Origin of the sequence: Rhizobium sp. CRRU65 (assembly GCF_048551595.1) — a bacterium.
GTDB classification, from domain to species: Bacteria; Pseudomonadota; Alphaproteobacteria; order Rhizobiales; family Rhizobiaceae; genus Rhizobium; species Rhizobium leguminosarum_J.
The window spans coordinates 219,419-245,530 of record NZ_JBLYZH010000010.1 but is presented as its reverse complement, the minus strand read 5'-3'; the positions used below and the strand labels follow the sequence as shown (position 1 = coordinate 245,530).

Annotated in this window: 24 protein-coding genes; 18 read left to right on the top strand and 6 right to left on the bottom strand. The window is 61.6% G+C overall.

Annotation, left to right across the window (positions count from 1 at the left end; genetic code table 11):
• Positions 1-205 precede the first annotated feature (205 nt).
• From ACM5SV_RS21345 to ACM5SV_RS21325, 5 genes are all read left to right on the top strand, one after another.
• Complete coding sequence (locus ACM5SV_RS21345; protein ID WP_017967997.1) at positions 206-637, top strand: OsmC family protein; 432 nt, start codon at positions 206-208, stop codon at positions 635-637.
• Between the two features lie 278 nt (positions 638-915).
• Positions 916-1,524, top strand: a complete 609-nt coding sequence (locus tag ACM5SV_RS21340; protein WP_222014815.1) for a TetR family transcriptional regulator — start codon at positions 916-918, stop codon at positions 1,522-1,524.
• A 50-nt stretch (positions 1,525-1,574) separates the two neighbouring features.
• A complete protein-coding gene (locus ACM5SV_RS21335) occupies positions 1,575-2,714 on the top strand; it encodes an efflux RND transporter periplasmic adaptor subunit (RefSeq protein ID WP_222014814.1) in 1,140 nt (379 codons plus the stop codon).
• A gap of 27 nt (positions 2,715-2,741) precedes the next feature.
• The gene (locus ACM5SV_RS21330) at positions 2,742-5,888 is read left to right on the top strand and encodes an efflux RND transporter permease subunit (protein WP_222014811.1); all 3,147 of its coding nucleotides are present in this window, start codon (positions 2,742-2,744) and stop codon (positions 5,886-5,888) included.
• A gap of 148 nt (positions 5,889-6,036) precedes the next feature.
• Entirely contained in the window at positions 6,037-7,947 is a 1,911-nt protein-coding gene (locus ACM5SV_RS21325) for a beta-N-acetylhexosaminidase (RefSeq protein WP_222014810.1), read from the top strand.
• Here the strand turns inward: ACM5SV_RS21325 and ACM5SV_RS21320 are convergent.
• Positions 7,944-8,858, bottom strand: a complete 915-nt coding sequence (locus ACM5SV_RS21320) for an ROK family protein (protein WP_012759075.1) — start codon at positions 8,856-8,858, stop codon at positions 7,944-7,946. The genes ACM5SV_RS21325 and ACM5SV_RS21320 overlap by 4 nt on opposite strands.
• 404 nt (positions 8,859-9,262) lie before the next feature.
• Between ACM5SV_RS21320 and ACM5SV_RS21315 the strand changes: the two genes are divergently transcribed.
• The 9 genes from ACM5SV_RS21315 (at position 9,263) to ACM5SV_RS21275 (ending at position 19,196) form a co-directional block, all read left to right on the top strand.
• Positions 9,263-9,841 (top strand): exopolysaccharide biosynthesis protein, encoded by a 579-nt coding sequence (locus ACM5SV_RS21315; RefSeq protein WP_017995245.1) that lies wholly within the window; start codon positions 9,263-9,265, stop codon positions 9,839-9,841.
• A gap of 147 nt (positions 9,842-9,988) precedes the next feature.
• The gene (locus tag ACM5SV_RS21310; RefSeq protein WP_012759073.1) at positions 9,989-10,942 is read left to right on the top strand and encodes a sugar-binding transcriptional regulator; all 954 of its coding nucleotides are present in this window, start codon (positions 9,989-9,991) and stop codon (positions 10,940-10,942) included.
• A 146-nt stretch (positions 10,943-11,088) separates the two neighbouring features.
• Positions 11,089-12,399, top strand: a complete 1,311-nt coding sequence (locus tag ACM5SV_RS21305; RefSeq protein WP_012759072.1) for an ABC transporter substrate-binding protein — start codon at positions 11,089-11,091, stop codon at positions 12,397-12,399.
• A 139-nt stretch (positions 12,400-12,538) separates the two neighbouring features.
• Complete coding sequence (locus ACM5SV_RS21300; protein ID WP_020487036.1) at positions 12,539-13,411, top strand: carbohydrate ABC transporter permease; 873 nt, start codon at positions 12,539-12,541, stop codon at positions 13,409-13,411.
• Position 13,412: 1 nt separating this feature from the next.
• Entirely contained in the window at positions 13,413-14,243 is an 831-nt protein-coding gene (locus ACM5SV_RS21295) for a carbohydrate ABC transporter permease (RefSeq protein ID WP_012759070.1), read from the top strand.
• Between the two features lie 18 nt (positions 14,244-14,261).
• Entirely contained in the window at positions 14,262-15,260 is a 999-nt protein-coding gene (locus ACM5SV_RS21290; protein WP_012759069.1) for an ABC transporter ATP-binding protein, read from the top strand.
• Positions 15,261-15,345: 85 nt separating this feature from the next.
• Positions 15,346-16,827: a mannitol dehydrogenase family protein gene (locus tag ACM5SV_RS21285; RefSeq protein WP_017995243.1), complete on the top strand. Its 1,482-nt coding sequence runs from the start codon at positions 15,346-15,348 to the stop codon at positions 16,825-16,827.
• A 96-nt stretch (positions 16,828-16,923) separates the two neighbouring features.
• The gene (locus tag ACM5SV_RS21280) at positions 16,924-17,613 is read left to right on the top strand and encodes an HAD family hydrolase (RefSeq protein ID WP_012759067.1); all 690 of its coding nucleotides are present in this window, start codon (positions 16,924-16,926) and stop codon (positions 17,611-17,613) included.
• Positions 17,613-19,196, top strand: coding sequence for an FGGY-family carbohydrate kinase (locus tag ACM5SV_RS21275; RefSeq protein ID WP_026157482.1), 1,584 nt, complete (start codon positions 17,613-17,615; stop codon positions 19,194-19,196). Before ACM5SV_RS21280 ends, ACM5SV_RS21275 begins: the two co-directional genes overlap by 1 nt.
• Before the next feature lie 51 nt (positions 19,197-19,247).
• Here ACM5SV_RS21275 and ACM5SV_RS21270 read toward each other — a convergent pair whose 3' ends face one another.
• Entirely contained in the window at positions 19,248-20,102 is an 855-nt protein-coding gene (locus ACM5SV_RS21270; RefSeq protein ID WP_003543085.1) for a MurR/RpiR family transcriptional regulator, read from the bottom strand.
• A gap of 234 nt (positions 20,103-20,336) precedes the next feature.
• Between ACM5SV_RS21270 and ACM5SV_RS21265 the strand changes: the two genes are divergently transcribed.
• A complete protein-coding gene (locus ACM5SV_RS21265; protein ID WP_012759065.1) occupies positions 20,337-21,050 on the top strand; it encodes a sulfate transporter family protein in 714 nt (237 codons plus the stop codon).
• A 3-nt stretch (positions 21,051-21,053) separates the two neighbouring features.
• On the opposite strand, the gene ACM5SV_RS21260 is transcribed toward ACM5SV_RS21265, so the two are convergent.
• A complete protein-coding gene (locus ACM5SV_RS21260; protein WP_011653606.1) occupies positions 21,054-21,479 on the bottom strand; it encodes a VOC family protein in 426 nt (141 codons plus the stop codon).
• Between the two features lie 81 nt (positions 21,480-21,560).
• Here ACM5SV_RS21260 and ACM5SV_RS21255 point away from each other — a divergent pair, with 81 nt between their 5' ends.
• Entirely contained in the window at positions 21,561-22,139 is a 579-nt protein-coding gene (locus ACM5SV_RS21255; RefSeq protein ID WP_222014809.1) for a TetR/AcrR family transcriptional regulator, read from the top strand.
• On the opposite strand, the gene nth is transcribed toward ACM5SV_RS21255, so the two are convergent.
• Positions 22,104-22,910, bottom strand: coding sequence for an endonuclease III (gene nth, locus ACM5SV_RS21250; protein ID WP_020487035.1), 807 nt, complete (start codon positions 22,908-22,910; stop codon positions 22,104-22,106). The genes ACM5SV_RS21255 and nth overlap by 36 nt on opposite strands.
• On the opposite strand from nth, the gene ACM5SV_RS21245 reads away from it, so the two are divergent.
• On the top strand, positions 22,909-23,406 hold the full coding sequence (locus tag ACM5SV_RS21245; RefSeq protein WP_113548125.1) for a DUF2244 domain-containing protein: 498 nt from the start codon (positions 22,909-22,911) through the stop codon (positions 23,404-23,406). The genes nth and ACM5SV_RS21245 overlap by 2 nt on opposite strands.
• 79 nt (positions 23,407-23,485) lie before the next feature.
• On the top strand, positions 23,486-24,358 hold the full coding sequence (locus tag ACM5SV_RS21240; protein WP_113548126.1) for a methylated-DNA--[protein]-cysteine S-methyltransferase: 873 nt from the start codon (positions 23,486-23,488) through the stop codon (positions 24,356-24,358).
• 14 nt (positions 24,359-24,372) lie between these two features.
• Here ACM5SV_RS21240 and ACM5SV_RS21235 read toward each other — a convergent pair whose 3' ends face one another.
• Both ACM5SV_RS21235 and ACM5SV_RS21230 read right to left on the bottom strand, forming a co-directional pair.
• Complete coding sequence (locus ACM5SV_RS21235; RefSeq protein ID WP_012759060.1) at positions 24,373-24,888, bottom strand: hypothetical protein; 516 nt, start codon at positions 24,886-24,888, stop codon at positions 24,373-24,375.
• A 6-nt stretch (positions 24,889-24,894) separates the two neighbouring features.
• Positions 24,895-25,872, bottom strand: coding sequence for a sugar-binding transcriptional regulator (locus ACM5SV_RS21230; protein ID WP_113548127.1), 978 nt, complete (start codon positions 25,870-25,872; stop codon positions 24,895-24,897).
• Positions 25,873-26,112 lie beyond the last annotated feature (240 nt).

Sequence of the window (26,112 nt, the reverse complement as noted above, 5' to 3'; positions counted from 1 at the left end):
GACTTCGATCCTGCTATTTTTACAAGCCTGTCGTCTTCTCGGGATAGAGCATTATATTGCCCATCGGGAAGGCTATCTGATCTCCCGCAGGCATGGAGCGGCCCCTGCCGCTTTCTGGAAACAGTTGGAGCATGATGTTGTCCGAAAACCGCGCACACTTTTCGGCATCATGCTCTGAAAGCACACTCGAAAACAGGAGGACGGCATGCAGATCAATCGCACGGCTTCGGCTCATTGGACCGGTGGCCTCAAGGACGGAAAAGGCCTGATCTCGACGCAGAGCGGCGCCCTGAAGGATTATCCCTACGGTTTTGCGAGCCGCTTCGAAGGCGTTGCCGGTACCAACCCGGAAGAACTGATCGGTGCCGCTCATGCCGGCTGCTTCACCATGGCGCTGTCGTTGATCCTCGGTGAAGCCGGCTTTACCGCCGAGCATATGGAAACCTCTGCCAAGGTAACGCTCGAAAGCGTCGAGGGCGGCTTTGCCATCACCGCCATCCATCTCTCGCTCTCCGGCCGTATTCCCGGTGCCGATGAGGCGACCTTCACCGAACTCGCCAACAAGGCAAAGGCCGGCTGCCCGGTTTCCAAGGCGCTTGCATCGGTTCCGATCACACTCGACGTCAAGATCGTCTGACATGTCACTCCATTGACGATGTGCCGCGCGCTCTCGCCGCGGCACTCTCCATCTGTGGCCCGCATTCTCGATCGCCTATTGCGACGTCATCGGCTGTCGGCATGACGCGTGCGGGCCCCTTCTCCCCTTGCGTCGATCTCTCGAGTTGTCGCTTCCGCCGGATCGTGCTCGTCCCGCGACACTTTGTGCTGCGCCGCGGCATATTGACAAGTAACGTCTGATATTTTACGACTAACGAAATTCGAAAATCGTCAGTCGTAATTCAGGTCCCGAAACTTATGAACGACATCGCGGAAAATACACTCGACATCACGCGGCAGGAGAATGTCACCCGCATTCTCGATGCGGCCGAGCGACTGTTCCGGCACTATGGCTACAGCAAGACGACGGTGGCCGACATTGCCCGCGATCTCGGCATGTCGCCGGCCAATATTTATCGTTTCTTCGCCTCCAAGGTCGAAATTCACCAGGCGCTCTGCGGGCGCATGCTCGCCACCGCCTATCAAATCGCTTACGACATCCGCCATCAGCCGATCAGCGCCAGCGAGCGGCTGCGCCGCTATGTCGAGACCCAGCACCAGTTGACGCTGGATGTGATGCTCGACGAGATGAAGGTGCACGAGATGATCATTGTCGCGATCGATCGCGACTGGCACGTCATCGAAAAACACATCGATCGCATTCATGATCTCATTGCCGAAATCATTGCTGAAGGCATTGCAGCCGGCGAGTTCGCCGAGCAGGACCCGGTCGTTGCCTCGCGCTGCTTCGGCGCGGCGACGAACACGCTCTGCCATCCGCAGATGGTGGCGCAATGTCTTGCCAAAACCAACCGCGCGAGCGTCGACGAACTGATCGACTACGTGATCAGGGCGCTGAAGAAATAATGGACGGCAGCCGCCGTCGGAACCCCCGAAACGATCCAGGAGTGCGGAAGATGTTTTCGCTCAAGACCCTCAGCCATCGCATGCCGTCCGTCGCCAGTCTCGTGCTCTTCGGCGCCATCGGCATCGGCGTTTCCGCCTGCTCGGAAGAGAAGGCTGAGGTCAAGCAAGTCATTCGGCCGGTGAAGGTCGTCGAGATCGCCAAGGCCGGCGACACCCGCAAGCTCGACTATTCGGGCTCGGTCAAGGCGCGCACGGAGATGAACCTCGGATTTCGCGTCGCCGGCAAGATCACCGAACGCCTCGTCGATATCGGCGACAAGGTGAAGCCGGGCGACGTGCTCGCTCGGATGGACTCCACCGATTACCAGCTGGCGGTCAAGACGGCGGAAGCCAATCTCGCCGCCGCTGAAAAAGGCGTCGAAACCGCCGATCTCGTGAACAAGCGCAATCAGCAGCTGTTCGACAAGAATGTTTCGCCGAAATCCCAGCTCGAGCAAGCGTCGCTCAGCTACGATCAGGCCGTTTCAAGCCGCGATGCCGCCGTCTCGGCGCTCGATCAGGCGAAGAACCAGGTGAGTTATGCGGAGTTGAAGGCCGACCACAACGGGATTGTCACGACGATCAATGCCGATGTCGGCCAGGTCGTTGCGTCGGGCACTCCCGTCGTTGCCGTTGCCGTCGACGGCGAAAAGGAAGTGCAGATTGCGGTTCCGGAAAACGACATTGCCGAATTCAAGCCGGGCAAGACAGTCAAAGCCAGCTTCTGGGCTGACGACAGGCTGGTGCTCGACGGCAAGGTGCGCGAGGTTTCCGGCAGCGCCGACCAGCAGTCGCGTACCTTTGCGGTTCGGGTGAGCCTGCCGAACGATCCGCAGGTGTTGCTCGGCATGACGGCGACGATAGAGGCCGATGTTAGCAACGGCAACAGCTATGTCTCGATCCCGCTCAGCGCCCTGGCTGAAAAGGACGGCAAGCAGATGGTCTGGACCGTCGACCGCGATACGGCGACCGTGCATGGCCGCGACATCAAGGTCGCCGATTTCACCGGCGACGGTGTGCACGTGACCGAGGGCCTCGATACCGGCGATCTCGTCGTTTCGGCCGGAACGCAGTTCATGAGCGAGAACCTGAAGGTGAAGGTGCCGAACCAGCAGTCGGCCCTAGCCGCCACGGACCAGACTGTCCGCTGATCGCGCCATAGGATAGGGAACAAGACCATGGACGCCACCACCACCGAAAAGCGACGCTTCAATCTGTCGCGCTGGGCAATCGGACATCCGAGCATCGCCCGTTTCCTCTTCGGGCTAATCATCATCACCGGCGTGCTCGGCCTGATGCGCATGGGCCAGCGCGAGGACCCCGAATTCACCTTCCGCGTCATGGTCGTTCAGGCGATCTGGCCAGGTGCTTCCATCCAGGAAATGGAAGACCAGGTCGTCAACAAGATCGAGCGCAAGCTGCAGGAAACGCCGCATATCGACTGGGTCAAGTCCTATACGCGGGCGGGCAGTGCGATCATCACCCTGCAGGTCAAGGGCGACACGAATTCGCAAGAAGTGGCGGATGCCTTCTACCAGGTGCGCAAGAAGGTCGGCGACATCTCCAACGAGCTGCCGCAGGGCCTGCTCGGCCCCTATTTCAACGACGAGTTCGGCGACACCTTCATCACGCTGCATTCGATCAGCGGCGACGGCTATTCCTATCCGGAACTGAAGAAATTCGCGATCCAGGCGCGCGACATGCTGTTGACGACGCCGGGCGTCGAAAAGGCCGTCATCATCGGCGACCAGCCTGAGAAGATCTATATCGACGTCTCGTCCAAGGCGCTCTCCGAGCGCGGCCTGACGATCCTCGATCTGCAGAACGCCATCAAGGGCCAAAACAATGTCGATCCGGCAGGCTCGGTCGATACCGGCCTGCGCTCGGTGCGCATATCGGTCGAAGGCGACGTGAAGAAGGCGGCCGATATCCGCGAGCTGCGCCTTCGCGCCGGCGGCCAGGTAACGCGCCTCGGCGATATCGCCACCGTCAGTTCCGGGCTCGAAGATCCCTACCAGCGCAAGTACCGTTTCAACGGCCACGACAGCGTTCAGGTCGGCGTCGTGATGGCCAAGGGCTTCAATGTGACCGATGTCGGCAAGGGCGTGGAGGCGACCTATCAGCGCTTCGAGGAGGCGCTGCCCTATGGCGTCGCCGTCGATCAGATCGCCAACCAGCCCGACGTGGTGACGGATGCGGTCAGCGAATTCATGCATGCGCTCGGCGAAGCTCTCATCATCGTGCTCGTCGTCTCGTTCGTGTCGATCGGCTGGCGATCGGGCCTCGTCATCGCCATCGCCATTCCGCTGGTGCTGGCTGCCACCTTTGCGCTGATGTACGAACTCGGCATCGATCTGCAGCGCATCTCACTCGGCGCGCTGATCATCGCGCTCGGCCTGCTTGTCGACGATGCGATGATCGTCGTCGAGATGATGGAGCGAAAGCTGGAGGAGGGGCTCGTCAAGATCGACGCGGCAAGCTTCGCTTATTCCTCGACTGCCTTCCCGATGTTGACGGGCACGCTGATAACCACGGCCGGCTTCATTCCGGTCGGCTTCGCCGCCTCGACGGCCGGCGAATATGTGCGCTCGCTGTTCTACGTCGTCGGCATCGCGCTTGTCACCTCGTGGTTCGTCGCGGTCTACTTCACGCCGTGGCTCGGCTATATGATCCTCAAGCAGCGCCATCACGCCGGCGAGCATCACGACGCCTTCGACACCGGCTTCTATCGCCGGCTGCGCGGCACGGTCGGCTGGGCGGTGCGCCACCGCGTCATCGTGCTGCTGCTGACGCTCGGCACCTTCGTCACCAGCCTCTGGGCCTTCCAGTTCATTCCGCAGAATTTCTTCCCGCAATCCTCGCGGCCGGAAATCCTCGTCGATCTCTGGCTGCCCGAGGGCACCAGCATCAAGGAAGTCGAGGTGCAGGCAAAGGCACTCGAAACCAAGATGATGGATGATCCCGACAAGCGGTTTATCGCCACCTATATCGGCGAAGGCGCGCCGCGCTTCTTCCTGCCGCTCGACCAGCAGCTGCGCAATCCGAACTTCGCCCAGCTGCTCGTCATGGCCAATGACGAACCGGCGCGCGAGCGGCTGATCGTCAAGCTGCGGACGATCCTTGCGGAAGACTTCCCCGATATTCGCGGCAAGGTCGACCGCCTCTTCCTTGGTCCGCCGACCGGCTGGCCGGTGCAGATGCGCGTGATGGGGCCCGACCGTCAGGAAGTCAGGGAGATCGCCGATCAGGTAAAGGCGCGCTTCCAGGCCAATCCGGAGCTCGGCGCCATCCATGACGATTGGCTGGAAGAGGTGCCGGCGATGAAGCTGGTGATCGACCAGGATCGCGCCCGGGCACTCGGCGTCACCTCGCAGCGTGTCCGCCAGATGTTGCAGACCGCCATGTCAGGGACTGCGCTCGACGATTTCCGCGATGGCGAGGAGACGGTTTCGATCGTCGCCCGCGAGCCGGATGCCAGCCGCTCGCTGCTGTCGGCGGTCAACTCGGTCTATGTGCCGACGGATTTCGGCGGCTTCGTACCGGTCTCGCAGGTCGCCAAGGTCGTGCCCGTCATGGAGCAGGGCATCGAATGGCGGCGCAACAGGCTGCCGACAATCACCGTGCGCGCCACGCTGCCTGACGATGTGCAGCCGAACGACGTGGTGATGAAGATGTATGCCGACATGAAGGATCTGCGCGACAGCCTGCCGGCCGGCTACAAGGTCGAAATCCAGGGCGGCGCCGAGGATGCGGCGGAAAGCCAGATGTCGATCGCCGCCAAGGCGCCGATCATGCTCGCCGTCATCATCGTACTGCTGATGGTGCAACTGCAGCATTTCGGCAAGGCGATGCTGGTGCTCGCAACCGGACCGCTCGGGATCATCGGTGCGGCGGCCGCATTGCTGATCAGCGGCGCGCCTTTCGGCTTCGTGGCGATCCTCGGCGTTATCGCGCTGCTCGGCATCATCATGCGCAATTCGATCATCCTGGTCGATCAGATCGACCAGGATATCAAGGCCGGCATGCACCGGCAGGAGGCGATTGTCGGCGCGGCCGTGCGACGTTTCCGGCCGATAATGCTGACGGCGCTGACCGCCGTTCTGGCTCTCATCCCGATCTCGCGCGGTGTTTTCTGGGGTCCGCTCGCCTACGCGATGATGGGCGGCATCCTGGTTGCGACCGTGCTCACCATTCTGGTTCTGCCCGCCGGTTACGCTCTTTTCTTCGGCCGGGAGCCGAAGGCTAAGGACGAGCCGGGCGAGCATGCCGACGCCATCCAGGAAGAGGCGGATGACAGACATCCGCCGGCGTTGGCAGCAGAGTGAGGACGGCGCGGCGAAAGCCGCGCCGTTTTCCTTGGCTACAGGTCCTCGTGCGCCGATTCCATTGCCGCCTCGAAAAAGCTAAGCTGCCAAAGCATGCCGGGATACCAACCGCGATCCCGGCCACTCAGCGACGAGGCAGAGCACGACCATGGCCGATTACCATCTGGAAGCAAGCTGGAGCCCGATCGAGGGCAGTTTCGGGCGCCTCACCTTCATGCTTTTCAATCTTTCGACCGAGCCGCTGTCCGGCTTCTCGCTCGCCTATACGTCAGAGACGCGGGTTGCCGACAAACATGTCTGCGACGGCGGCAGCCTCAAGCGGCGGGTCGCGCATTTCCATGAATTCCTGCCGCCCGAAGACCTGAGCGTGCCGCCCGGTGGGCGCTGGCGCTTCACTGTCGAGGGACTGACCAGGGAGCCGAAACATGTCACGGCCGGCGTCAAGTCGGCCTATCTGACACTTGGCGACGGACGCCACGTTCCTGTTGGTTTCGGCGATCTCATGCTCGAAGGCCGGGATGGTGGCGTGGCGCCGCCGCTTCTGCCGCCGGGCCGGGCCGAGGAACCTTATTCGCTACTGCCCTGGCCGCTGGCGCTCGGGTTGAAGGCGGGAGAGCTGCCGGTCGTGCTTTATCCGGCCGAGCGGACGCGCCCTGATGCGGTCAAGGCGCTCTCGCTGGTTCTGGAGCTCTACCAGCGGCTCTACCCGGCCGACAATATGCCGTTTTCCCTCAGCGCCGTCGAAGGTGGGCGAGGCATTCGTTTCGTCACCGAATCGTCGATCGCCGCCTTCGCTTATGAATTGCGTTTTACCGCGCATGAGATCGTGCTTTCGAGTGCGGATGCCGCTGGGCGGCATTACGGGCTGATCAGCCTGGCGCAATTGCTGCACGGCGCCCGCGCCGATCCCGAGCGCTTCAAATTCCCCAATTTCGGCACGATCGCCGACCAGCCGCGTTATGACTGGCGTGGCTGCCATCTCGATGTGTCCAGGCAGTTCTATCCGGTGGCAGATGTCGTGCGGCTGATTGATATTCTCGCCTGGAACAAGCTCAACATCTTCCACTGGCATCTGACCGATGACGAAGCGTGGCGGCTGGAGATCAAGGCCTATCCCGCGCTGACGGAGATCGGCGCCCGGCGCGGGCCGGATGAAGTGCTCGTGCCGCAGCTCGGCGACGGGGCGCAAACGCGCTCCGGTCATTACACGCAGGAGGAGGCCAAGCGGATCGTTGCGCATGCAGCCTCGCTGCATATCGAGGTACTGCCGGAAATCGATATTCCGGGCCACAGCATGGCGACGCTGTTCTCGCTGCCCGAGCTCGTCGACGGCCAGGAGGCGCCGGATAGTTACCGCTCGGTGCAGGGTTATCCGAACAACGCCCTCAATCCGGCGGTGGAATTCACCTATGAATTTCTCGGTAAGGTGTTCGACGAGATGGTGACGCTGTTTCCCGGCGAATATCTCCATATCGGCGGCGACGAAGTGGCGCACGGCTCCTGGCTTTCCTCGCCGCTCTGCAAGACGCTGATGGAGAGGGAGAAACTTGCCGGCACTGCCGAGCTGCAATCCTATTTCCTGAAACGTATCAAAGCCATGCTGTCGGATCGCGGCAAGAAACTCGTCGGCTGGAACGAGGTTTCGCATGGCGGCGGCGTCGACCGCGACGGCACGCTGCTGATGGCCTGGGAAAAGCCCGCCGTCGGCATCGAGCTGGCACAGGAGGGCTACGACGTGGTGATGACGCCGGGCCAGGCCTATTATCTCGACATGGCGCAAGCGGAAGCCTGGGGCGAGCCCGGCGCGAGCTGGGCGGGCTTCAGCCTGCCGGAACACACCTACGCTTACGAGGCCGAGGGCGAGCTGCCGGCGGCGCTGCAGGAGAAGATGCGCGGCATCCAGGCCTGCATCTGGACTGAAAATTTCCTCTCGCGTGCCTATTTCAACCGGCTGGTTTTCCCGCGTCTCCCAGCGGTCGCCGAGGCTGCTTGGACGCCTTCTGCGCGCAAGGACTGGGATCGGTTCGCAGCGATCGTGCGGATGTGGCCGGTGCTTTAAGCCGCCGTCTCGGCCTTCAGCCCCAAAAGCGCTGCGCCGATCAGGCCGGGTTCGATGCGGCATTCGCTGCGCACCACCAGCGGGCGATCGAACTTGCGCAGGATGCGGGCGCGCACGGCGTGGTCGAGCTCGGCAAGCAGCGGCTCGACATTGGAAAGCCCGCCTCCGACCGGCACAATGGTCGCGCCGGTGATGTTGATCGTCAGCGCCAAGGGCGAGGCGACGAGATCGACATAGACGTCGATCGTCCTTGTCGCCTTTTCCTCCCCACGCCCCCACTGAGCGATGATCTCCTCGCTGGAAAGGTCGAGATCGTGCAGCGTCTGGTGCAGCCGCTCCAGGCCGCGGGCACCGCCGACGGTGTCGACGCAGCCCCTCTGGCCGCAGCCGCAGGCATAGGCGGGAATGGCGACGGGCGGATTGCCGGCCGCAGATGCGATGATCGGCCCATGACCCCATTCGCCGGCAAAGCCGCCGGCCTCGTTGACGAGGCGCCCGTCGGCAACCAGGCCGCCGCCGACGCCGGTGCCGAGGATGGCGCCGAAGACGATGCGGTGGCCGCGGCCGGCGCCGAGACCGGCTTCGGCCATCGCGAAACAGTCGGCGTCGTTGGCGATCAGCACCGGCAGGCCGAGCTCGACTTCGAGATCGGCGCCAAGCGTACGGTGGTGGATGCAGGGAATGTTGGCGCAGATCAGGCGCTGCGTATCGGGATCGACGACGCCGGCGATGGAGAGGGCGATGCGGCTCGGCTGTTCGCCGGTTTCGGCGATGATGTCGCGCAGGGTCTCGACGAACGCGGCAAAATCATCCTTGGGCGTCGGGCGGCGGCCGAGGGGAAGGATGTCTATCTCGGAGTGGGCGATGCCGCCCTTGATAGCGGTGCCGCCGATGTCGAATGAAATGATCATTGCCACTCTGCCGTTTTTCTGGTCTCCCACCGTCTGCTTGCATTGTTGGCGGGGAATTTCAAGCGCTCATTCGGCGGTGGTGTCGCCGGCTTTAGGGTCGTGTCGTGTGCTACCCCGTCTGTTCTGCTTGACATCTCTCCCGCAGGTGGGGAGATCGGATAGGCGCGACGGTTTTCCGTCTTTCATTCCGTCATGGCAAGACGTTGGAGAAATCCGGTGAGCCCAAGCCCATCGGCTTCGATCGCGGCCGCAATTTCTAACCCCACAAGTCATTCAATTGGCATATTGCATCGCCAGAATCCGGCCCTACACTTTTATCAACTGCCGGACCCACGACCATCGATACGAGAGAAAACAGTACCATCCGAAGACCACGTCCCAAAGGCCGCCGCCTCTCATCCATTTTGCGGCAGATGGCCGCCGACCAGAGCCGCGAACGGATCTCGATAGGCGATCTGTTCGATACTATGGGTGACAGGGCGATCAGCGCGTTGATGCTGATCTTCGCGCTGCCGAATGCCTTTCCCACTCCGCCGGGCACCTCGGCAGTGCTCGGGGCGCCATTGGTCTTCCTGGCAGCGCAACTGACCTTCGGGCTGAAACCCTGGCTACCGAAGGTGATTGCCAACCGTTCGATGCGGCGGGAGGATTTCGAGACCATTGTCGGCCGCATCCATCGCTGGCTCGCCTGGGCCGAACGCATGCTGAAACCGCGGCTTGCGATCTTCGCCGAACCGCCGGCGGAATATCTTGCCGGGGCGGCATGCCTGCTGCTGTCGATCGTGCTGCTGCTGCCGGTCCCGCTCGGCAACATCCTGCCGGCAGTCACGATCTCGGTCTTCGCCTTCGGCATATTGGGCCGTGACGGGCTCTTCGCGCTCATCGGCTTCGTGATGACGGCCGTGTCGCTCGTCGTCGCCGGCGGGGTGATTTACGGTCTCGTGAAGGCGGCGATCTATCTCGTCGTGCAATGGTTTGCCTGAGCGGGTTTGCCGGAGTGATGGCGGTTATTTAGCGGTCCACTTTGCAACAGGCTCGACATTTGCCGGAATTTTGTTTTGATCTGGCGATACAGACTCAGATCACGTTCGGCGGCGGCACGCCGGCTCACTTCGCGCGGTAGGCAGTAAATGGTAAAAAGATCCGAGACCCCTGCACGGCTCGACGATGCGGCGCGTGCCGGCTGGCTCTATTACGTCGCCGGGCGCACGCAGGACGAAATCGCCGCTGCGATGGGCATCTCGCGGCAATCGGCGCAGCGGCTGGTGTCGCTGGCGGTCGCCGAGCGCCTGATCAAGGTGCGGCTCGATCATCCGATCGCCGCCTGCCTGGAGCTCGGCAGTCAGCTGCGGCGGAAATTCGGGTTGAAACATGTGGAAGTGGTGCCGAGCGATCCCGCATCGTCGTCGACGACGGTCGGTATCGCCGAGGCGGCCGCGGCCGAGATCGAGCGGTGGCTGAAACGGCCGGAGCCGATCGTGCTCGCCATCGGTACCGGCCGCACGCTGAAGGCGGCCGTCGACCAGCTTCCGGCGATCGAATGTCCCAATCACCGCATCGTTTCGCTGACCGGCAATATCGCCCCGGACGGATCGGCGGCCTATTACAACGTCATCTTCAGCATGGCCGATGCGGTGAAGGCGCGGCACTATCCGATGCCGCTGCCGGTGCTCGTCACCTCGGCGGAGGAGCGGGAGCTGCTGCATGGCCAACAGCTGGTGCGCTCGACGCTGAATATGAGTGCGCAAGCCGATGTCACCTTCGTCGGCATCGGCGAGCTCGGCATCGATGGGCCGCTCTGCGTCGACGGTTTTCTCGAGAAGGACGAGATGATGGAGCTGATGCGCGGGGGTGCTGTCGGCGAGATCTGCGGCTGGATCTTCGATGTCGATGGCAGGTTGATCGACAACCCGATCAACGAGCGCGTCGCGTCGGCGCCGATCCCGTCCCGCGACGCGTCGATGGTCATTGGGCTGGCCAAGGGCAAGCGCAAGTTCAAGGCGATCAGGGCTGCGGTTGTCGGCCATCAAATCAACGCTCTGATCACCGACGAAGAGACGGCTGAGTTTTTGCTCAGGAGCTGAGCAAAAAATATTCTCGTTAAATCAATAGGATGACCATCGCCTTCGGCACCGCAGCAACGATTGTCGATTGACATTCCTTATTGTTTATTGAGTAATTGCCCATGAGCGAAGCGAATGCTCACACCCCATCTTCTGGGAGGAAGATTATGACATTGAGAACTTTTCTGCTGGGCGCCTGCTCAGCACTGGCGTTTGCCGGTATGGCTTCGGCCGAAACGCTGACAATCGCGACCGTGAATAACGGCGACATGATCCGGATGCAGAAGCTGACGGATGATTTCAAGGCGAAGAACCCCGGTATCGACCTTGAATGGGTAACCCTGGAAGAAAACGTGCTGCGCCAGAAGGTCACGACCGATATCGCGACCAAGGGCGGCCAGTACGACGTTCTGACGATCGGCACCTATGAAGTTCCGATCTGGGCAAAACAGGACTGGTTGCTGCCGCTCGACAATCTCGGCGCCAATTACGACGTCGACGACTTGCTGCCGGCAATTCGCAGCGGCCTGACTGTGGACGGCAAGCTCTATGCTTCGCCGTTCTATGGTGAAAGCTCGATGGTCATGTACCGTAAGGACCTGTTCGAAGCTGCCGGCCTGAAAATGCCCGACGCGCCGACCTGGGACTTCGTTGCCGACGCTGCCCGCAAGATCACCAACAAGGACAAGGAAATCTACGGCATCTGCCTTCGCGGCAAGGCCGGCTGGGGCGAGAACATGGCCTTCTTGACGGCCATGTCCAATTCCTTCGGCGCACGCTGGTTTGACGAGAAGTGGAAGCCGCAGTTCGATCAGCCGGAATGGAAGGACACGCTCGACTTCTACGTCAAGCTGATGAAGGACGCCGGCCCTCCGGGCGCCTCCTCCAACGGCTTCAACGAGAACCTGGCGCTCTTCCAGACCGGTAAGTGCGGCATGTGGATCGATGCAACGGTTGCCGCTTCCTTCGTCGCCGATCCGAAGCAGTCGCAGGTCGCCGACAAGGTCGGCTTCGCGCTCGCCCCGGACAAGGGCCTCGGCAAGCGCGGCAACTGGCTCTGGGCCTGGAGCCTCGCCATCCCGGCAGGGACCCAGAAGGCCGAAGCTGCTGAGAAGTTCGTTGCCTGGGCAACCAGCAAGGAATACAGCAACCTCGTCGCCGAGAAGGAAGGTTGGCTGAACGCACCTCCGGGCACCCGCAAATCGCTCTATGCGAATGCGGACTACCAGAAGGCGGCTTCGTTCGCCAAGATGACGCTCGACTCGATCGAGTCGGCCGATCCGACCAAGCCGACCGTCAAGCCGGTTCCCTATGTCGGCGTCCAGTTCGTGGCGATCCCGGAATTCCAGGGCATCGGCACGGCGGTGGGCCAGCAGTTCTCCGCAGCTCTTGCCGGCCAGCTCTCGGTCGACCAGGCCCTGCAGGCAGCGCAGCAACTGACCACTCGCGAAATGACCAAGGCCGGCTACATAAAATAAAACCTCCTGAGCAAGAGGCGGATCCTTGACAATCCGCCTCTCTGGGCCGCCGATTGCCCGAACTGCATCGGCGGCCGCTTTTTTCCAGACAAAGCTGCCTTGCGGCCGCTCCCCGCTTCAGTCCAGATCGGTGATTGCCATGGCAACGTTACACACCCGCTCCTCCGCGCGCCTGATGATCGCGCCCTCCGTGCTGCTGCTTTTTGCGTGGATGATCGTCCCGCTGGCGATGACGATCTATTTCTCGCTGCTGAACTACAATCTGCTCAGCCCCGGCATGGAGAGCTTCGTCGGTTTCCTGAACTACGAATATTTCCTGTCGGATCCGGCCTTCTTCGCCGCGCTGATCAACACGCTGCTGCTTGTTGCCGGCGTGTTGCTGATCACCGTCATCGGCGGCATCGCCTTTGCGCTGCTGCTCGACCAGCCGATGTACGGCCAGGGCATCGTGCGCATCCTGGTGATTGCACCGTTCTTCGTCATGCCGACGGTGGCAGCACTGGTCTGGAAGAATATGTTCATGAACCCGGTCAACGGGTTGTTTGCGCATCTTGCCAAGGCGCTCGGCCTGCAGCCGATCGACTGGCTGGCGAATGCGCCGCTGTTTTCCGTCATTCTGATCGTCGCCTGGCAATGGCTGCCGTTTGCCACCCTCATCATGCTGACGGCGCTGCAGTCGCTCGACGAGGAGCAGAAGGAAGCCTCCGAGATGGACGGCGCCGGACCGATCTCGAAGTTCATCTACATCATCCTTCCGCACATGGCGCGCGCCATCACCGTGGTGATCCTGATCCAGACGATCTTCCTGCTTTCGGTCTTTGCCGAAATCCTCGTCACCACCAATGGCGGGCCGGGCACCGACAGCACCAACCTCACCTATCTCGTCTATGCCCAGGCGCTGCTGCAGTTCGATATCGGTGGGGCATCGGCCGGTGGTATCGTGGCTGTTATCCTCGCCAATATCGTCGCGATCTTCCTCGTGCGCCTCGTCGGCAAGAATCTGGAGGCTTGAGATGGCCAGAAAAGTCACAACCAAGCGCAAGCTCATCGTCACCGCGATCGCCTGGACGCTCGGCATCCTGATCTTCTTCCCGATTCTCTGGACGTTTCTCACCAGCTTCAAGTCGGAAGCCGATGCCATCGCCTCGCCGCCGCAGTTCCTGTTCTTCCACTGGACGACGGAGAACTACGCGGAGGTGCAGAGCCGGTCGAACTATCTCAGCCACTTCATGAACTCGGTGATCATCTCCTTCGGCTCGACGCTGATCGGCCTGATCATCGCCATTCCGGCCGCCTGGGCGATGGCGTTTTCGCCGACCAAGCGGACCAAGGACGTGCTGATGTGGATGCTGTCGACCAAGATGATGCCGCCGGTCGGCGCGCTGATCCCGATCTATCTGATGTTCCGCAATTTTGGCCTACTCGACACGCGCACCGGCCTGGTGATCGTGCTGACGCTGATCAACCTGCCGATTATCGTCTGGATGCTCTACACCTACTTCAAGGAAATCCCCGGCGAGATCCTCGAGGCGGCGCGTATGGATGGGGCGTCGCTGATGAAGGAGATCGTCTACGTGCTGACGCCGATGGCCGTGCCCGGCATTGCCTCGACACTGCTTTTGAACATCATCCTTGCCTGGAACGAGGCGTTCTGGACGCTCAATCTCACCGCCTCGAAGGCGGCGCCGCTGACGGCCTTCATCGCTTCCTATTCCAGCCCCGAGGGTCTGTTTTACGCCAAGCTCTCGGCGGCATCGACGATGGCGATCGCGCCGATCCTGATCCTTGGCTGGTTCAGTCAGAAACAACTCGTCCGCGGCCTGACCTTCGGCGCTGTGAAATAACATAAAAGGGAGAGAAACATGGGCAGCATTACCCTTCAGAAGGTTTCCAAGGTCTTCGGCGAAGCCAAGGTCATCCCTTCGATCGATCTCGACATCAAGGACGGCGAGTTCGTCGTCTTCGTCGGTCCGTCGGGCTGCGGCAAGTCCACGCTGCTCAGGCTGATCGCCGGGCTCGAGGACGTCTCCGGCGGCAAGATCGTCATCGACGGCAGGGACGCCACCGAAAAGGCGCCGTCCGAGCGCGGCCTTGCCATGGTGTTCCAGTCCTATGCGCTTTATCCGCATATGAGCGTGCGCAACAACATCGCTTTCCCGCTGAAGATGGCGGGCATCGACAAGGCGGAGATCGACCGCAAGGTCAGCGATGCCGCCCGGGTGCTTAACCTCACCGACTATCTCGAGCGCAAGCCGCGCCAGCTGTCGGGCGGCCAGCGCCAGCGCGTGGCGATCGGCCGCGCCATCGTGCGCCAACCTTCGGCCTTCCTGTTCGACGAACCGCTGTCGAACCTCGATGCGGCGCTACGCGTCAACATGCGCCTCGAAATCAGCGAGTTACATCAGCAGCTGAAGACGACGATGGTCTACGTCACCCACGACCAGGTCGAGGCGATGACCATGGCCGACAAGATCGTCGTCCTGAACCGGGGCAATATCGAGCAGGTCGGATCGCCGCTCGAACTCTACAGCCGTCCCCTGAACCTCTTCGTCGCCGGCTTCATCGGATCGCCGAAGATGAACTTCATCACCGGCCAAAACGCCGCCGCGCTCAATGCTCATACCATCGGCGTCCGGCCCGAACATGTGCTGCTGTCGATGGAAAGCGGCGACTGGAAGGGCAGGGTCGTGGTCGCCGAACATCTTGGTTCCGACACTTTCCTGCATATCGATGCCGATGGCATCGGCATGCTGACGGCGCGCGGCAGCGGCGATTTCGCCGCCAAAGCGGGCGATACGGTCTTCCTGACGCCGGACCGTTCGCGTATTCATAAATTCAACGAAGGCGGTCTTGCCATCTGAGGCAGCCGGCCGGGCCGGAGGGCAGGCATGCGAGCCGGACGATGGCGCCCGGCCGTCTCGGCAAGACCTTCAAGAGGACTGAAACATGACGTGCAAACTATCGCTGGCAACGCTTTCGGATGTGGCGCGCACTGCTGCCATCCCTGGATATGACAGGGCGTCGCTGAAGGCCGGCATCGTGCACTTCGGCGTCGGCAATTTCCACCGTGCCCATCAGGCGATCTATCTCGACGATCTCTTCAACGCGGGCACGGATCACGACTGGGCGATCGTCGGCGCCGGCGTGCTGCCGTCGGATGCGGCGATGCGCGAAAAGCTTGCGGCGCAGGATTTCCTGACGACGGTGGTCGAACAGGACAACAACAAGACGGCGGCGCGCGTCACCGCACCGATGATCGACATCCTGCCGGTCGGCGATGCCGCTGCGATCATCGCCAGGCTTGCCGATCCCGAAATCCGCATCGTTTCGATGACGATTACCGAGGGCGGTTATTTCATCGATGCCTCAGGCACGTTCAATCCGGCCCATCCGGCCATTGCCGCAGACGGAGAGAACCCCAACGCGCCGAAGACGGTGTTCGGCCTGATCGTCGCCGGCCTGAAGGCGCGCAAGGACAAGGGCATCGGACCTTTCACCGTCATGTCCTGCGACAACATTCCCCATAATGGCATCGTCACCGCCAATGCCGTCGTCGGCACGGCGGCACTTTCGGATCCTGCCTTTGCCGACTGGATCCGGGCGAATGTCGCCTTCCCGAACGCCATGGTCGACCGAATCACGCCGGCGACCAGCCAGCGCGAGATCGATTTCCTCAGGGACAATTTCCAGATCGAGGACAGTTGGCCGGTTTATTGCGAGGAATTCAAGCAATGGGTGCTCGAGGATAAGTTCACCGCCGGCCGGCCGGCGCTGGAAAAGGTCGGCGTCACCTTCGTTGCCGATGTCACGCCTTACGAGCATATGAAGATCCGCATCCTCAACGGCGGGCATGCCGCGATCGCCTATCCGGCGGCGCTGATGGACATTCACTTCGTGCATGATTCCATGGAAGACCCGCTGATCCGCGCCTTCCTCGCCAAACTCGAGAAAGACGAGATCATTCCGATCGTGCCGCCGGTGCCGAACACGTCGCTGACGGATTATTTCGCGCTGATCGAACATCGCCTGCTCAATCCGAAGATTGCCGACACCATTCCGCGGCTGGCGCAGGACGGCTCGAACCGCCAACCGAAATTCATCCTGCCGTCGACGCTCGACAATTTGAGTCAGGGCAGGGACGTCGTCGGTCTGGCGCTGGTTTCGGCACTCTGGTGCCGTTATTTCGCCGGCAAGACCGACAGCGGCAAGGATATCGTCTTCAACGACGCGAGCGCAGAGCGCCTGCATGCGGCAGCGCTGAAAGCCAAGGACGATCCATCGGCCTTCCTCGTCTTCGACGATATTTTCGGCGAAGTGGCAAAATCCGAACTTTTCCGCAAGCGTTTTGCCCATGCTCTCAAAACCCTGTGGGAAAAGGGCACGCGGGAGACGCTGCAGCTCTATCTCGACGGCAAGCTCGCAGTGTAAGAAATTCGGTGGCGGTCTCTACTGCCGCCATTCATCCGGCCTTGCGAGTGAAGCGGGACGGTAACGCGTCCGAATTGAACTCAGGTTGGGTCTTGCATGGCTGATGCTGAAACACGGCTGGTGATCTTCGATTGCGATGGCGTACTCGTCGACAGCGAGCCGATCTCGATCAGCGTGCTCGTCGGGGCAATGAACGATCTCGGCGTCTCGATCACCGAGGACCAGGCCTATGAGCGTTTTCTCGGCCGCAGCCTGTCGACCCTCATCGATACGCTGGAAACCGAATTCAACGTCCATGCCGACGAGGAATTCCTCGAGCGTATCCGCATCGAACTCTACGCTCGTTTTCGCACGGAACTGAAGCCGATCGACGGTATCGCCGCGGCGATCGACAGGCTGGGCGTTCGCTGCTGCGTTGCCTCCTCCAGCCAGATGGAGCGAATCCGGTTGTCGCTGTCGGTGACCGGGCTTCTCGACAGGCTGCCCGACATCTTCAGCGCAACGATGGTCAAGCGCGGCAAGCCGGCGCCCGATCTCTTCCTGCATGCGGCGCGTGAAATGCAGGTCGAGCCGGCTCATTGCCTTGTCGTCGAAGACAGCCCGGCCGGCATTGCCGCCGCCAAGGCAGCAGGCATGACGGTCTTTGCCTTCACCGGCGGATCACACGCCAATTTCACCGGATATCGTGCCGAACTCGACCGCCTTTCGCCTGATGTGGTGTTTGACGCCATGCCGGATTTGATACACCTTGTCCGCAACCATAAGCTGGACGGGACCAAGACTTGATGCGTGATCATGTGGTTGCGGTGGATATCGGCACGGGCAGCGCGCGCGCCGGCGTCTTCGATGTACGCGGCCGTCTGCTCGCCAAGGCCGAGCATCCGATCGTGATGAACCGGCCACGCGAAAACCATGCCGAGCATGATTCCGAAGACATCTGGTCGGCCGCCTGCACGGCAGTGCGCAGGGCGGTGGAGCAATCCGGCATCGCCGCCGCCTCGGTCGGAGCGATTGGCTTCGACGCCACCTGCTCGCTCGTCGTCCGTGACATCGAGGGCCGGCAGCTCAGCGTTTCCACAGGCGGCGACCGGCGTTTCGACACGATCGTCTGGCTCGATCACCGGGCGCTGAAGGAAGCCGATTTCTGCACGGCGACGGAGCACAGGGTGCTCGAACATTCCGGCCACGTGATGTCGCCGGAAATGGAAATGCCGAAGCTGATGTGGCTGAAGAAAAAGCTGCCCGCCACATGGGAAAAGGCCGGCTACTTCTTCGATCTCGCCGATTTCATGACGTGGAAATCGACCGGATCGGCCGCCCGTTCGCGCTGCACGCTGACGGCGAAATGGAACTATCTCGCCCATCTCGAAAAGGGCTGGCAGCAGGATTTCCTGGAGCGGATCGGCCTCGAGGACCTTCAGGCGCGCGGCCACCTGCCGGATGAGACCACGCCTGTCGGAGACAGCGTCGGCCGGCTGACTGAGGAAGCGGCAGAAGCGCTGGGGCTGACTGTGGACTGCCGTGTCGCTGCCGGGATGATCGACGCCTATGCCGGCGCACTCGGCGCGCTCGGCGGCTATGCCGCTGATCCTGTCAAACGCGAGCACCAGCTGGCGCTGATTGCCGGCACATCGAGCTGCATCGTTACCTTCTCGCGGGAGCGCAAGCCGAGCCATGGCATGTGGGGTCCCTATTACGAGGCTGTCTTCCCGCAATCCTGGCTGGTGGAGGCCGGGCAATCGGCGACCGGCGCGCTGCTCGACCACATCGTGCGCATGCATGCGGCCGGCGGCGAGCCGACGGCGGCGCTGCATCAGAGGATCGTCGCGCGGATCGCCGAATTGCGGGCCGAGGAGGGCGATGCCTTCGGTGCGCGGATCTTCGTGCTGCCGGATTTCCATGGCAACCGCTCGCCGCTCGCCGATCCGCATGCGGTCGGCGTCGTCAGTGGACTGACGCTCGATACGTCCTTCGACGGGCTCTGCGCGCTTTATTGGCGCTCTGCGGTGGGCATTGCGCTCGGCATCCGCCATATTCTGGAAATGATGAAGCAATACGGTTACATGACCGATACGCTGCATATCGCCGGTGGGCATGTGAAGAACCCGGTGCTGATGGAGCTTTATAGCGATGCGACCGGCTGCAAGGTCGTGGTGCCGAAGATGAACGAGGCAGTGCTGCTCGGCACGGCGATCGCAGCATCCGTCGCCTGCGGCCTGTACAAGGATCTGGCGGCGGCCGGCGAGGCGATGTATCCGGGCGCTGACGAACGGCTTCCCGACAAGGCGAAGCAGGCGCTCTACGACCGCGACTACCGCCGACTTCTCGCCATGCACCGGCACCGCGCCGAATTGGAAACGATGCAATAGAGCGCCGCGCGGCGCTCCATCACTTTGAATCTGCGCATGATCCTTTTAAAATTAGTGGTTCGCCGTCTCGCCGAGCACGGTCGCGAACTCCATCATGCGGCGGCGGCGAAGTGCCGCCTCTTCTCCGACTTGGAGGATGACGGATTCCGACAGGCAATCGAGCAGCGCGATCAGCGGCGGAAGATTGTCGAGATCGGGTGCACGAGCGGGCGGCAGAGGCAGCATGACGTTCGACTGGTCCGCCATCCAGTCCGCTTGCTGCGGCGAAATCAGCACGACCTTATAGCCGTAGCGCCGCGCCGTTCTGGCAAGCAGCCGCGCCTTGGCGAAGCGGCGACAATCGATGATGACGAGCAGTGCGTCGTCGACCGCCAGCCGGGCGAAGAGTTCCGCAAAACGGTTGTCGGCGGCGTCGAGCGTGCGCACGCCGTCGCGGGCTTGTGTCAGCCGCTGGCAGAAATGATTGGCCAGGCTTGCGAGCCGCGCATGCGTGGCGATCGACACTTCGCGGGCAGTGCTGATCAAGCCGACGGCTTCCGACCAGTGCGGCTGCGCCGTCAGATGATAGATATGATGGAGGGCCTGGATCTGTTCGGCAACCAGCACGGCCAGCGGTTTGCCCTCCGCGGCGTCGGCATGCAGCTCGCTCATGGCGCTCTGTAATTGCGCCGGCGATGTCGTCACGGTCTCGCGAATCTCCACCTTGACGCTGTCCAATCCCTGATAACCGAGCGAGCGCAGGAAGCGCCCGACGGTCATCGGCGAGAGATCCAGCCTGTCGGCAACGGACGCAGCCGTCTCGAATGGCAGGTCGTTCAGATGTTCGGTGAAATATTTCGCGATACGGCGCTCGGCGGGTGTGCCGGTTTTTGCGTATTGCCTGAGTTTTTGCACAAAGTCTTCCACGGCAGCCTCCCCATCTTCCTCAGAGGCGTTCCGTGGATGCGCTGTTGCGACCCCTTGTCTTTGCAACTATTTCGGAAGCTGCTTCTCAGGCCCGTGCGTATTTCATGTATGCCACAATATTATATTAGTATTTGGTTTTCGACAAGTTTTCTATTACTGAATGCAATTTTATTCTCTCTTGTCGGTGGCCCGCATCTTCCCTACATCTTCGGCGCAACCGGAGACGCCTGAGACATGATTCTTGACGCCGCTCGACTTTCGCTCGCCAATCTGTTCGCATCGGAAACACGCTCTGTCTTCTGGAAGGTGCTCGGCCTGACGGTTCTCGTGCTTGTCGGCCTCTGGTTCGCGCTGCGCGGGGCCTTCATGGCCTTTCTCTTTCCCTGGCTCACGAGCTTCTTTCCCGATATGCCGGATTGGGCGGGGTGGTTCGCTCTCATCTTCGCAATTTTTGCCGGAATCGGCCTTGCTCTCATGCTGGCGCTGCTGCTGTCGCCGGTGACGGCGCTGATTGCCGGCCTGTTTCTCGACGACGTCGCCGAGGTCATCGAAAAGCGCGACTATCCCAAGGACGCGCCGGGCACCGCCATGCCGCTCGGTCCGGCGATGGTAAGCTCGATCAAGTTTCTAGGTGTGGTGATTCTCGGCAATATCCTGGCATTGCTGCTGCTGTTCATACCCGGCGTCAATCTGGTCGCGTTCTTTCTGGTGAACGGCTATCTGCTCGGACGGGAATTCTTCGAATTCGCCGCCATGCGCTTCCGTTCGCCGGATGAGGCGCGGCTCTTCCGCGCCAAGCATGCCTCCACCGTCTTTCTCGGCGGGCTGATGATCGCCCTTTTCCTGGCGATCCCGATCGTCAATCTTCTGACGCCGCTTTTTGCCGCCGGTATGATGGTGCATCTGCACAAGTTGGTTTCCGCTAAGGACACCGGTTTGCGTGCCTAAGACTCAAGCGGGCAGGGCGGAGGTGTCGTACATCGCCGCGAATTCGGCGCTCGGCGGGATCGGCTTGATGATGTCGATCAGCACGCCGTTCGGATCGGCGGTGATGAAATGCCGCTGGCCGAAATCCTCGTCGCGGATTTCTCTCAGAATTGGCAGGCCGGCGCTCCGGCAGGCTGCATAGATCGCATCGACATCGCCGACCTCGAAATTGAGGAGAAGGCCGGACACCCTGCCGCGGGCTATGGCCGGGATGGTCTCGTGGCTGCCGTCAAGGATGGCAAGCGCGATATGCTCCTCCTCTGCCGATTGCAGGTGAACATACCAGTCGCTTTCGAACAGAGCTTTGAAGCCGAAATGCGTGCAATAGAAGCTGGCGGTGCCGGCAACGTCGTCGGTCATCATGACAGGATAATAGCTCGTCGATTTCATCTCGTTTTCCTCCTTTTTTACATACAATCTGTATGTTTTTGTCTATTAATATACATTCTGTTTGTATGTAAAGAGGTGTGCATGGGCCGCAGCAATCGCGAGAGAACGGAGCAGACGAGACAGGCACTGATCGATGCCGGTCGACGTCTCTTCGTCGAGAAAGGTTATGCCGAAACCGCGACGCCGGAGATCGTCGCGGCGGCGGGAGTGACGCGTGGTGCGCTCTACCATCATTTTGAAGACAAGAAGGCGCTTTTTAGGGCGGTTATCGAATGCGAGGCGAAAGCGGTGACCGCGGCGATCGAGGCGTGTTCGGCGTCCTACGACGCGCCGCGTGCCATGCTGATCGCCGGTGCCTCGGCCTATTTCGATGCGATGATGGGGCAAGGGCGCACGCAGCTGCTGCTGATCGAGGCACCTGCCGTTCTCGGCCCGCTGGCGAGTGCGGCGATCGATGCAGAGAATGCGGAAGCGACGCTGCGGGCAGGGCTTGCAGCGATGCTTCCAGAGGCCGGCGCCATGCTCGAACCGCTGACGTCGCTGCTATCGGCGGCCTTCGATCGCGCGGCGATCGCGATCGAGTCGGGCGCTGAAAGGCGGCATTACGAGCAGGCGATCGCAGTCCTACTCGACGGCCTCGCCGATCACCTGCGGCGGTAGCTCGACCAGCGGCGCCGGCACATCCCAACTCTTCTCCGGCGATTTGCAGAGGTCGGCGATGATACAGCGCTCGCATTCGGGGCGGCGCGCCTTGCAGGTATAGCGACCGTGCAGGATCAGCCAGTGATGGGCGTGATAGAGGTAATGGCTCGGGATCACCTTCATCAGCCGCGCCTCGACCTCGTCTGGTGTCTTGCCGGGGGCAAGCCTGGTGCGATTGGCGATGCGGAAGATGTGTGTGTCGACGGCCATCGTCGCCTGGCCGAAGGCCATGGAAAGCACGACATTGGCGGTCTTGCGGCCGACGCCCGGCAACCTCACCAGTTCGTCGCGCGTTTCCGGCACCTTGCCGCCGAATTGGTCGATCAGCATCTGCGAGAGCGCGATGACGTTTTTCGCCTTGTTGCGGTAGAGGCCGATCGTCCTGATGTAATCGCGCAGCCGCTCCTCGCCGAGATCGAGCATCTTTTCCGGCGTATCGGCAACCTTGAAGAGCGCGCGCGTCGCCTTGTTGACGCCAACATCGGTCGCTTGCGCCGAAAGCGCGACGGCAACGACGAGCGTGAAGGGGTTGGTGTGCTCGAGCTCGCCCCTCGGTTCCGGCCGCTGCACCGAGAAGCGGCGGAATATCTCCTCGCGTTCGGTCAGCGAATAGGCCGTGCGCACCGCTGCCGCCGGTTTGCGGCGGGCAATCACATTCGTGCCCTGCGGCGTCTTGGTAACGGATTTGAGTTTCGGATTCGCCATGGAAACTCTATACTCAGCAGCCATGATGGAAAGCAACGCCGACAGCTTCAATGAGCAGCCTGTTTTCGCTGCCGAGCTCTTTCCCCACCGGTCGCTCGGCCGCCGGGGCTTCAAGGTGCTGCTTGCCCTATCCGGTGCCGTCTGCTTGCTTTACGGCACGCTCTTCATCGCGACGGGGGCCTGGCCGATCGGCTTCTTCTTCGGACTGGATTTCCTGCTTCTCTACGGCGCTTTCTGGCTGAATTACCGCTCCGGGAAAGCGCACGAACAGGTGACGGTGTCACGTACGGACGTGTCGGTGCGCAAGTTTGCGCCATCAGGACGGATGGTGGAGCATCATTTCAATCCGTTCTGGGCACGCTTCCTCGTTCGCCGGCACCAGGAGATCGGCATCCTTTCCATGCATATCTTCGGCGAGGGCCGGCGCACGGATATCGGCTCCTTCCTCAATCCCGACGATCGCGAAAGCTTCGCCAAAGCCTTCAAGGGAGCACTGGCGACGGTCAAGCAGCGGATCTGAACCTATCCGGCGGATGCGCAAGAATCGGGTGGTTTGCTCACCGCCTATTGACTATCTCCTGGTTACAAGGAGAAAGACGATGAATATGATTGCCAACCTGCAGACAGACATCACGCCTGACGGCCCTGATTATGACATTGTCCGTCGGGTGATCGAACTGATCACCGAGGATTACCGCGACCAGCCTTCGCTGGAGGCGATCGCGGCGCGGCTCAACCAGTCGCCGACCCAGCTGCAGAAGACCTTCACCCGCTGGGCCGGGCTCTCGCCCAAGGGCTTCCTGCAGGCGGTGACGCTCGACCACGCCAAGCGGCTGCTGCGCAAAGAAGACATGCCGCTGCTCGAGACCTCGATCGAGGTCGGCCTCTCCGGGCCGAGCCGCCTGCACGACCTTTTCGTCACCCATGAGGCGATGTCGCCCGGCGAATGGAAGGCCAAGGGCGGCGGCCTCACCATCCGCTATGGCTTCCACATCTGCCCCTTCGGCATCGCGCTGATCATGGTAACCGACCGCGGCCTTGCCGGCCTTGCCTTCAGCGATTCCGGCGACGAGAGGGCCTGCCTCGAGGATATGACCTGCCGCTGGCCGAACGCCGAATATGTCGAAGACCTGCAGGCGACGGTCCCCTATGCCGCCCGGATCTTCGAGCCCGGCAAATGGTCCTCGGACCAGCCGCTGCGTGTCGTGCTGATCGGCACGGACTTCCAGGTACGCGTCTGGCAGAGCCTGCTGAAGATCCCGTTCGGCAAGGCCGTCACCTATTCCGATATCGCCAACGATATCGGCAGCCCGACGGCGCAGCGCGCCGTGGGTGCGGCGGTCGGGGCAAACCCGATCTCCTTCGTGGTGCCCTGCCATCGGGCGCTCGGCAAGAACGGCGCACTGACGGGCTACCATTGGGGCCTCACCCGCAAGCGGGCGATGCTCGGCTGGGAATCGGCGCACGCCTGAGGGGCCTGCCGCAATTAGTCGAAGTCAAAATTGTTGATCCGGGCGATAATGTCGTCGTCCAGATTCAATAGGGCTTCGGCGATGTCGATGTGACCTTTCGCGACTGCTTGGGCTGCGCCTGCCGAGAGGAGCGTCGATCTGCTCCAGGTTTCATGGCGGTGCAAGCTGACGCAGTCAGTCATCGATGTGATCGCGTGGTGGTAGGCCTCTTCCAGATCAGCGGGTATTTCCGGTCCCCGCCCGGTCATCCGGGCAATTTCGATGCTTGCCGGCAGTTGGTAGAAAGAGAAGTCGATCGGTGCCGTCGTCGCAAGCCCGATCCTGACGATATGAGGGACCGCCGCGTATGAAGCAGTGTAGACGTCGCCTTGATGACAGAGGCTTGACCATAGGCTGAACCAAGGTTCCGCATCGGGAGACAAGTCCGGTCCGGCCGGCAAGTCCAATGCTCTCAGCAGTGCCGGAGTATCGGCTGCCGGGCCATAGCAATGGCTCAACTCACCCCAACGCTTGTTGTCAAGTGGGAGCATGTGTTTCTATTCCGCCAATTCCAGCAATGCCCGGGCAGCACTTTCATCGGTGATCAGCGTGTTGCAGCCGATGCGCTTGATCGTCGCACGGATCGCCACGGCCCGATGGGCGCCACCGGAGGAGAGCACGATGTGCTTTGCCTCCTTCAGCGTGTCGAGATCGACGGACATGACGCGCTGATTGATCGAGTGGTCGACCGAATTGCCGTCCTTGTCGAGGAAGTTGAACATCGTGTCACAGACGCAGCCGGCATCGATCAACTCTTGCAGCTCGGCCTTCGAGATCCAGCCCTCCGACAGCGAGGTCGAATGCGGGCCGATATCGCCGCAGCTGACGATCGCCAGATCGAGGTTCTCGGCGAGGCGGTAGATCGTGTCCAGCCCGCATTTCTCGATCAGATTACGTTTGGTCTCGATGGAATCGACGAGAAGCGGCGCCAGGAACATGTAGCATTCGGCGCCAAGCTGGTTTGCCAGCCGCCATGTGTAATCAATCGGGTTCGTCTGATGCACGGCAACGATGCCGCCGAGCAGCGAGACGACCTTGCAATTGGCGCGGCGCGGCGGCCGGAAGCTCGACAGCGAGGCGGTCATGGTGCGGCCCCAGCCGACGCCGATGGTATAGTCGTCGGGGATGGCTTCGGAGAGGAACTGGCCAAGCGCCAGACCGACATTTCTCGCCAGCGAATTGACGTCGCCATTGACCGGCGCAGGGACGACGATCGCCTCGTCGAGGCCATAGGCACGCTCCAGCTTCACCGAAAGTTCAACGCAGTCGCCAATCGAATCGTTGATCCAGATCTGGACTTCGCTGCGTTTCATCGCCTCGTCGAGCAGGCGGATCACCGTGGTGCGGCTGATGCCGAGCTGTTCGGCGACGTCCTTCTGGGTCAGGCCCTCGTTGTAATAGAGCCATGCCGCCCTGAGCCGCAGCGAGGATGCCTCCGAATAGGCCGTGTGCGTGCCGCGTTTGAGCTTGACCACATCTCCTCCGCACGATTTCCTGCCCTAGATCCCTCATGGGATGAAGGCCTTAGCGACACTTTTGTTGCCGGGGATAATGACGGGTGTGACACTTATGTCAATTGAAATGCACAAATGTCCTTGACTTTTCGCAAGGCGAATGGCGATAGTCCGGGTGACACACGTCGTTCTTGTCCGTCCGAGGAGGACATAGTGCGGGCATGCCGAAAGTCACGACCGGCCTTCCAGCCGCAAGCGGTA

Excerpts from the sequence above, each read along its gene's own strand:
- ACM5SV_RS21345 (WP_017967997.1), top strand. The coding sequence starts at position 206 with ATGCAGATCAATCGCACGGCTTCGGCTCATTGGACCGGTGGCCTCAAG.
- ACM5SV_RS21340 (WP_222014815.1), top strand. The coding sequence starts at position 916 with ATGAACGACATCGCGGAAAATACACTCGACATCACGCGGCAGGAGAAT.
- ACM5SV_RS21335 (WP_222014814.1), top strand. The coding sequence starts at position 1,575 with ATGTTTTCGCTCAAGACCCTCAGCCATCGCATGCCGTCCGTCGCCAGT.
- ACM5SV_RS21330 (WP_222014811.1), top strand. The coding sequence starts at position 2,742 with ATGGACGCCACCACCACCGAAAAGCGACGCTTCAATCTGTCGCGCTGG.
- ACM5SV_RS21325 (WP_222014810.1), top strand. The coding sequence starts at position 6,037 with ATGGCCGATTACCATCTGGAAGCAAGCTGGAGCCCGATCGAGGGCAGT.
- ACM5SV_RS21320 (WP_012759075.1), bottom strand. The coding sequence starts at position 8,858 with ATGATCATTTCATTCGACATCGGCGGCACCGCTATCAAGGGCGGCATC.
- ACM5SV_RS21310 (WP_012759073.1), top strand. The coding sequence starts at position 9,989 with ATGGTAAAAAGATCCGAGACCCCTGCACGGCTCGACGATGCGGCGCGT.
- ACM5SV_RS21305 (WP_012759072.1), top strand. The coding sequence starts at position 11,089 with ATGACATTGAGAACTTTTCTGCTGGGCGCCTGCTCAGCACTGGCGTTT.
- ACM5SV_RS21300 (WP_020487036.1), top strand. The coding sequence starts at position 12,539 with ATGGCAACGTTACACACCCGCTCCTCCGCGCGCCTGATGATCGCGCCC.
- ACM5SV_RS21295 (WP_012759070.1), top strand. The coding sequence starts at position 13,413 with ATGGCCAGAAAAGTCACAACCAAGCGCAAGCTCATCGTCACCGCGATC.
- ACM5SV_RS21290 (WP_012759069.1), top strand. The coding sequence starts at position 14,262 with ATGGGCAGCATTACCCTTCAGAAGGTTTCCAAGGTCTTCGGCGAAGCC.
- ACM5SV_RS21285 (WP_017995243.1), top strand. The coding sequence starts at position 15,346 with ATGACGTGCAAACTATCGCTGGCAACGCTTTCGGATGTGGCGCGCACT.
- ACM5SV_RS21280 (WP_012759067.1), top strand. The coding sequence starts at position 16,924 with ATGGCTGATGCTGAAACACGGCTGGTGATCTTCGATTGCGATGGCGTA.
- ACM5SV_RS21275 (WP_026157482.1), top strand. The coding sequence starts at position 17,613 with ATGCGTGATCATGTGGTTGCGGTGGATATCGGCACGGGCAGCGCGCGC.
- ACM5SV_RS21265 (WP_012759065.1), top strand. The coding sequence starts at position 20,337 with ATGATTCTTGACGCCGCTCGACTTTCGCTCGCCAATCTGTTCGCATCG.
- ACM5SV_RS21260 (WP_011653606.1), bottom strand. The coding sequence starts at position 21,479 with ATGAAATCGACGAGCTATTATCCTGTCATGATGACCGACGACGTTGCC.
- ACM5SV_RS21255 (WP_222014809.1), top strand. The coding sequence starts at position 21,561 with ATGGGCCGCAGCAATCGCGAGAGAACGGAGCAGACGAGACAGGCACTG.
- ACM5SV_RS21245 (WP_113548125.1), top strand. The coding sequence starts at position 22,909 with ATGATGGAAAGCAACGCCGACAGCTTCAATGAGCAGCCTGTTTTCGCT.
- nth (WP_020487035.1), bottom strand. The coding sequence starts at position 22,910 with ATGGCTGCTGAGTATAGAGTTTCCATGGCGAATCCGAAACTCAAATCC.
- ACM5SV_RS21240 (WP_113548126.1), top strand. The coding sequence starts at position 23,486 with ATGAATATGATTGCCAACCTGCAGACAGACATCACGCCTGACGGCCCT.
- ACM5SV_RS21235 (WP_012759060.1), bottom strand. The coding sequence starts at position 24,888 with ATGCTCCCACTTGACAACAAGCGTTGGGGTGAGTTGAGCCATTGCTAT.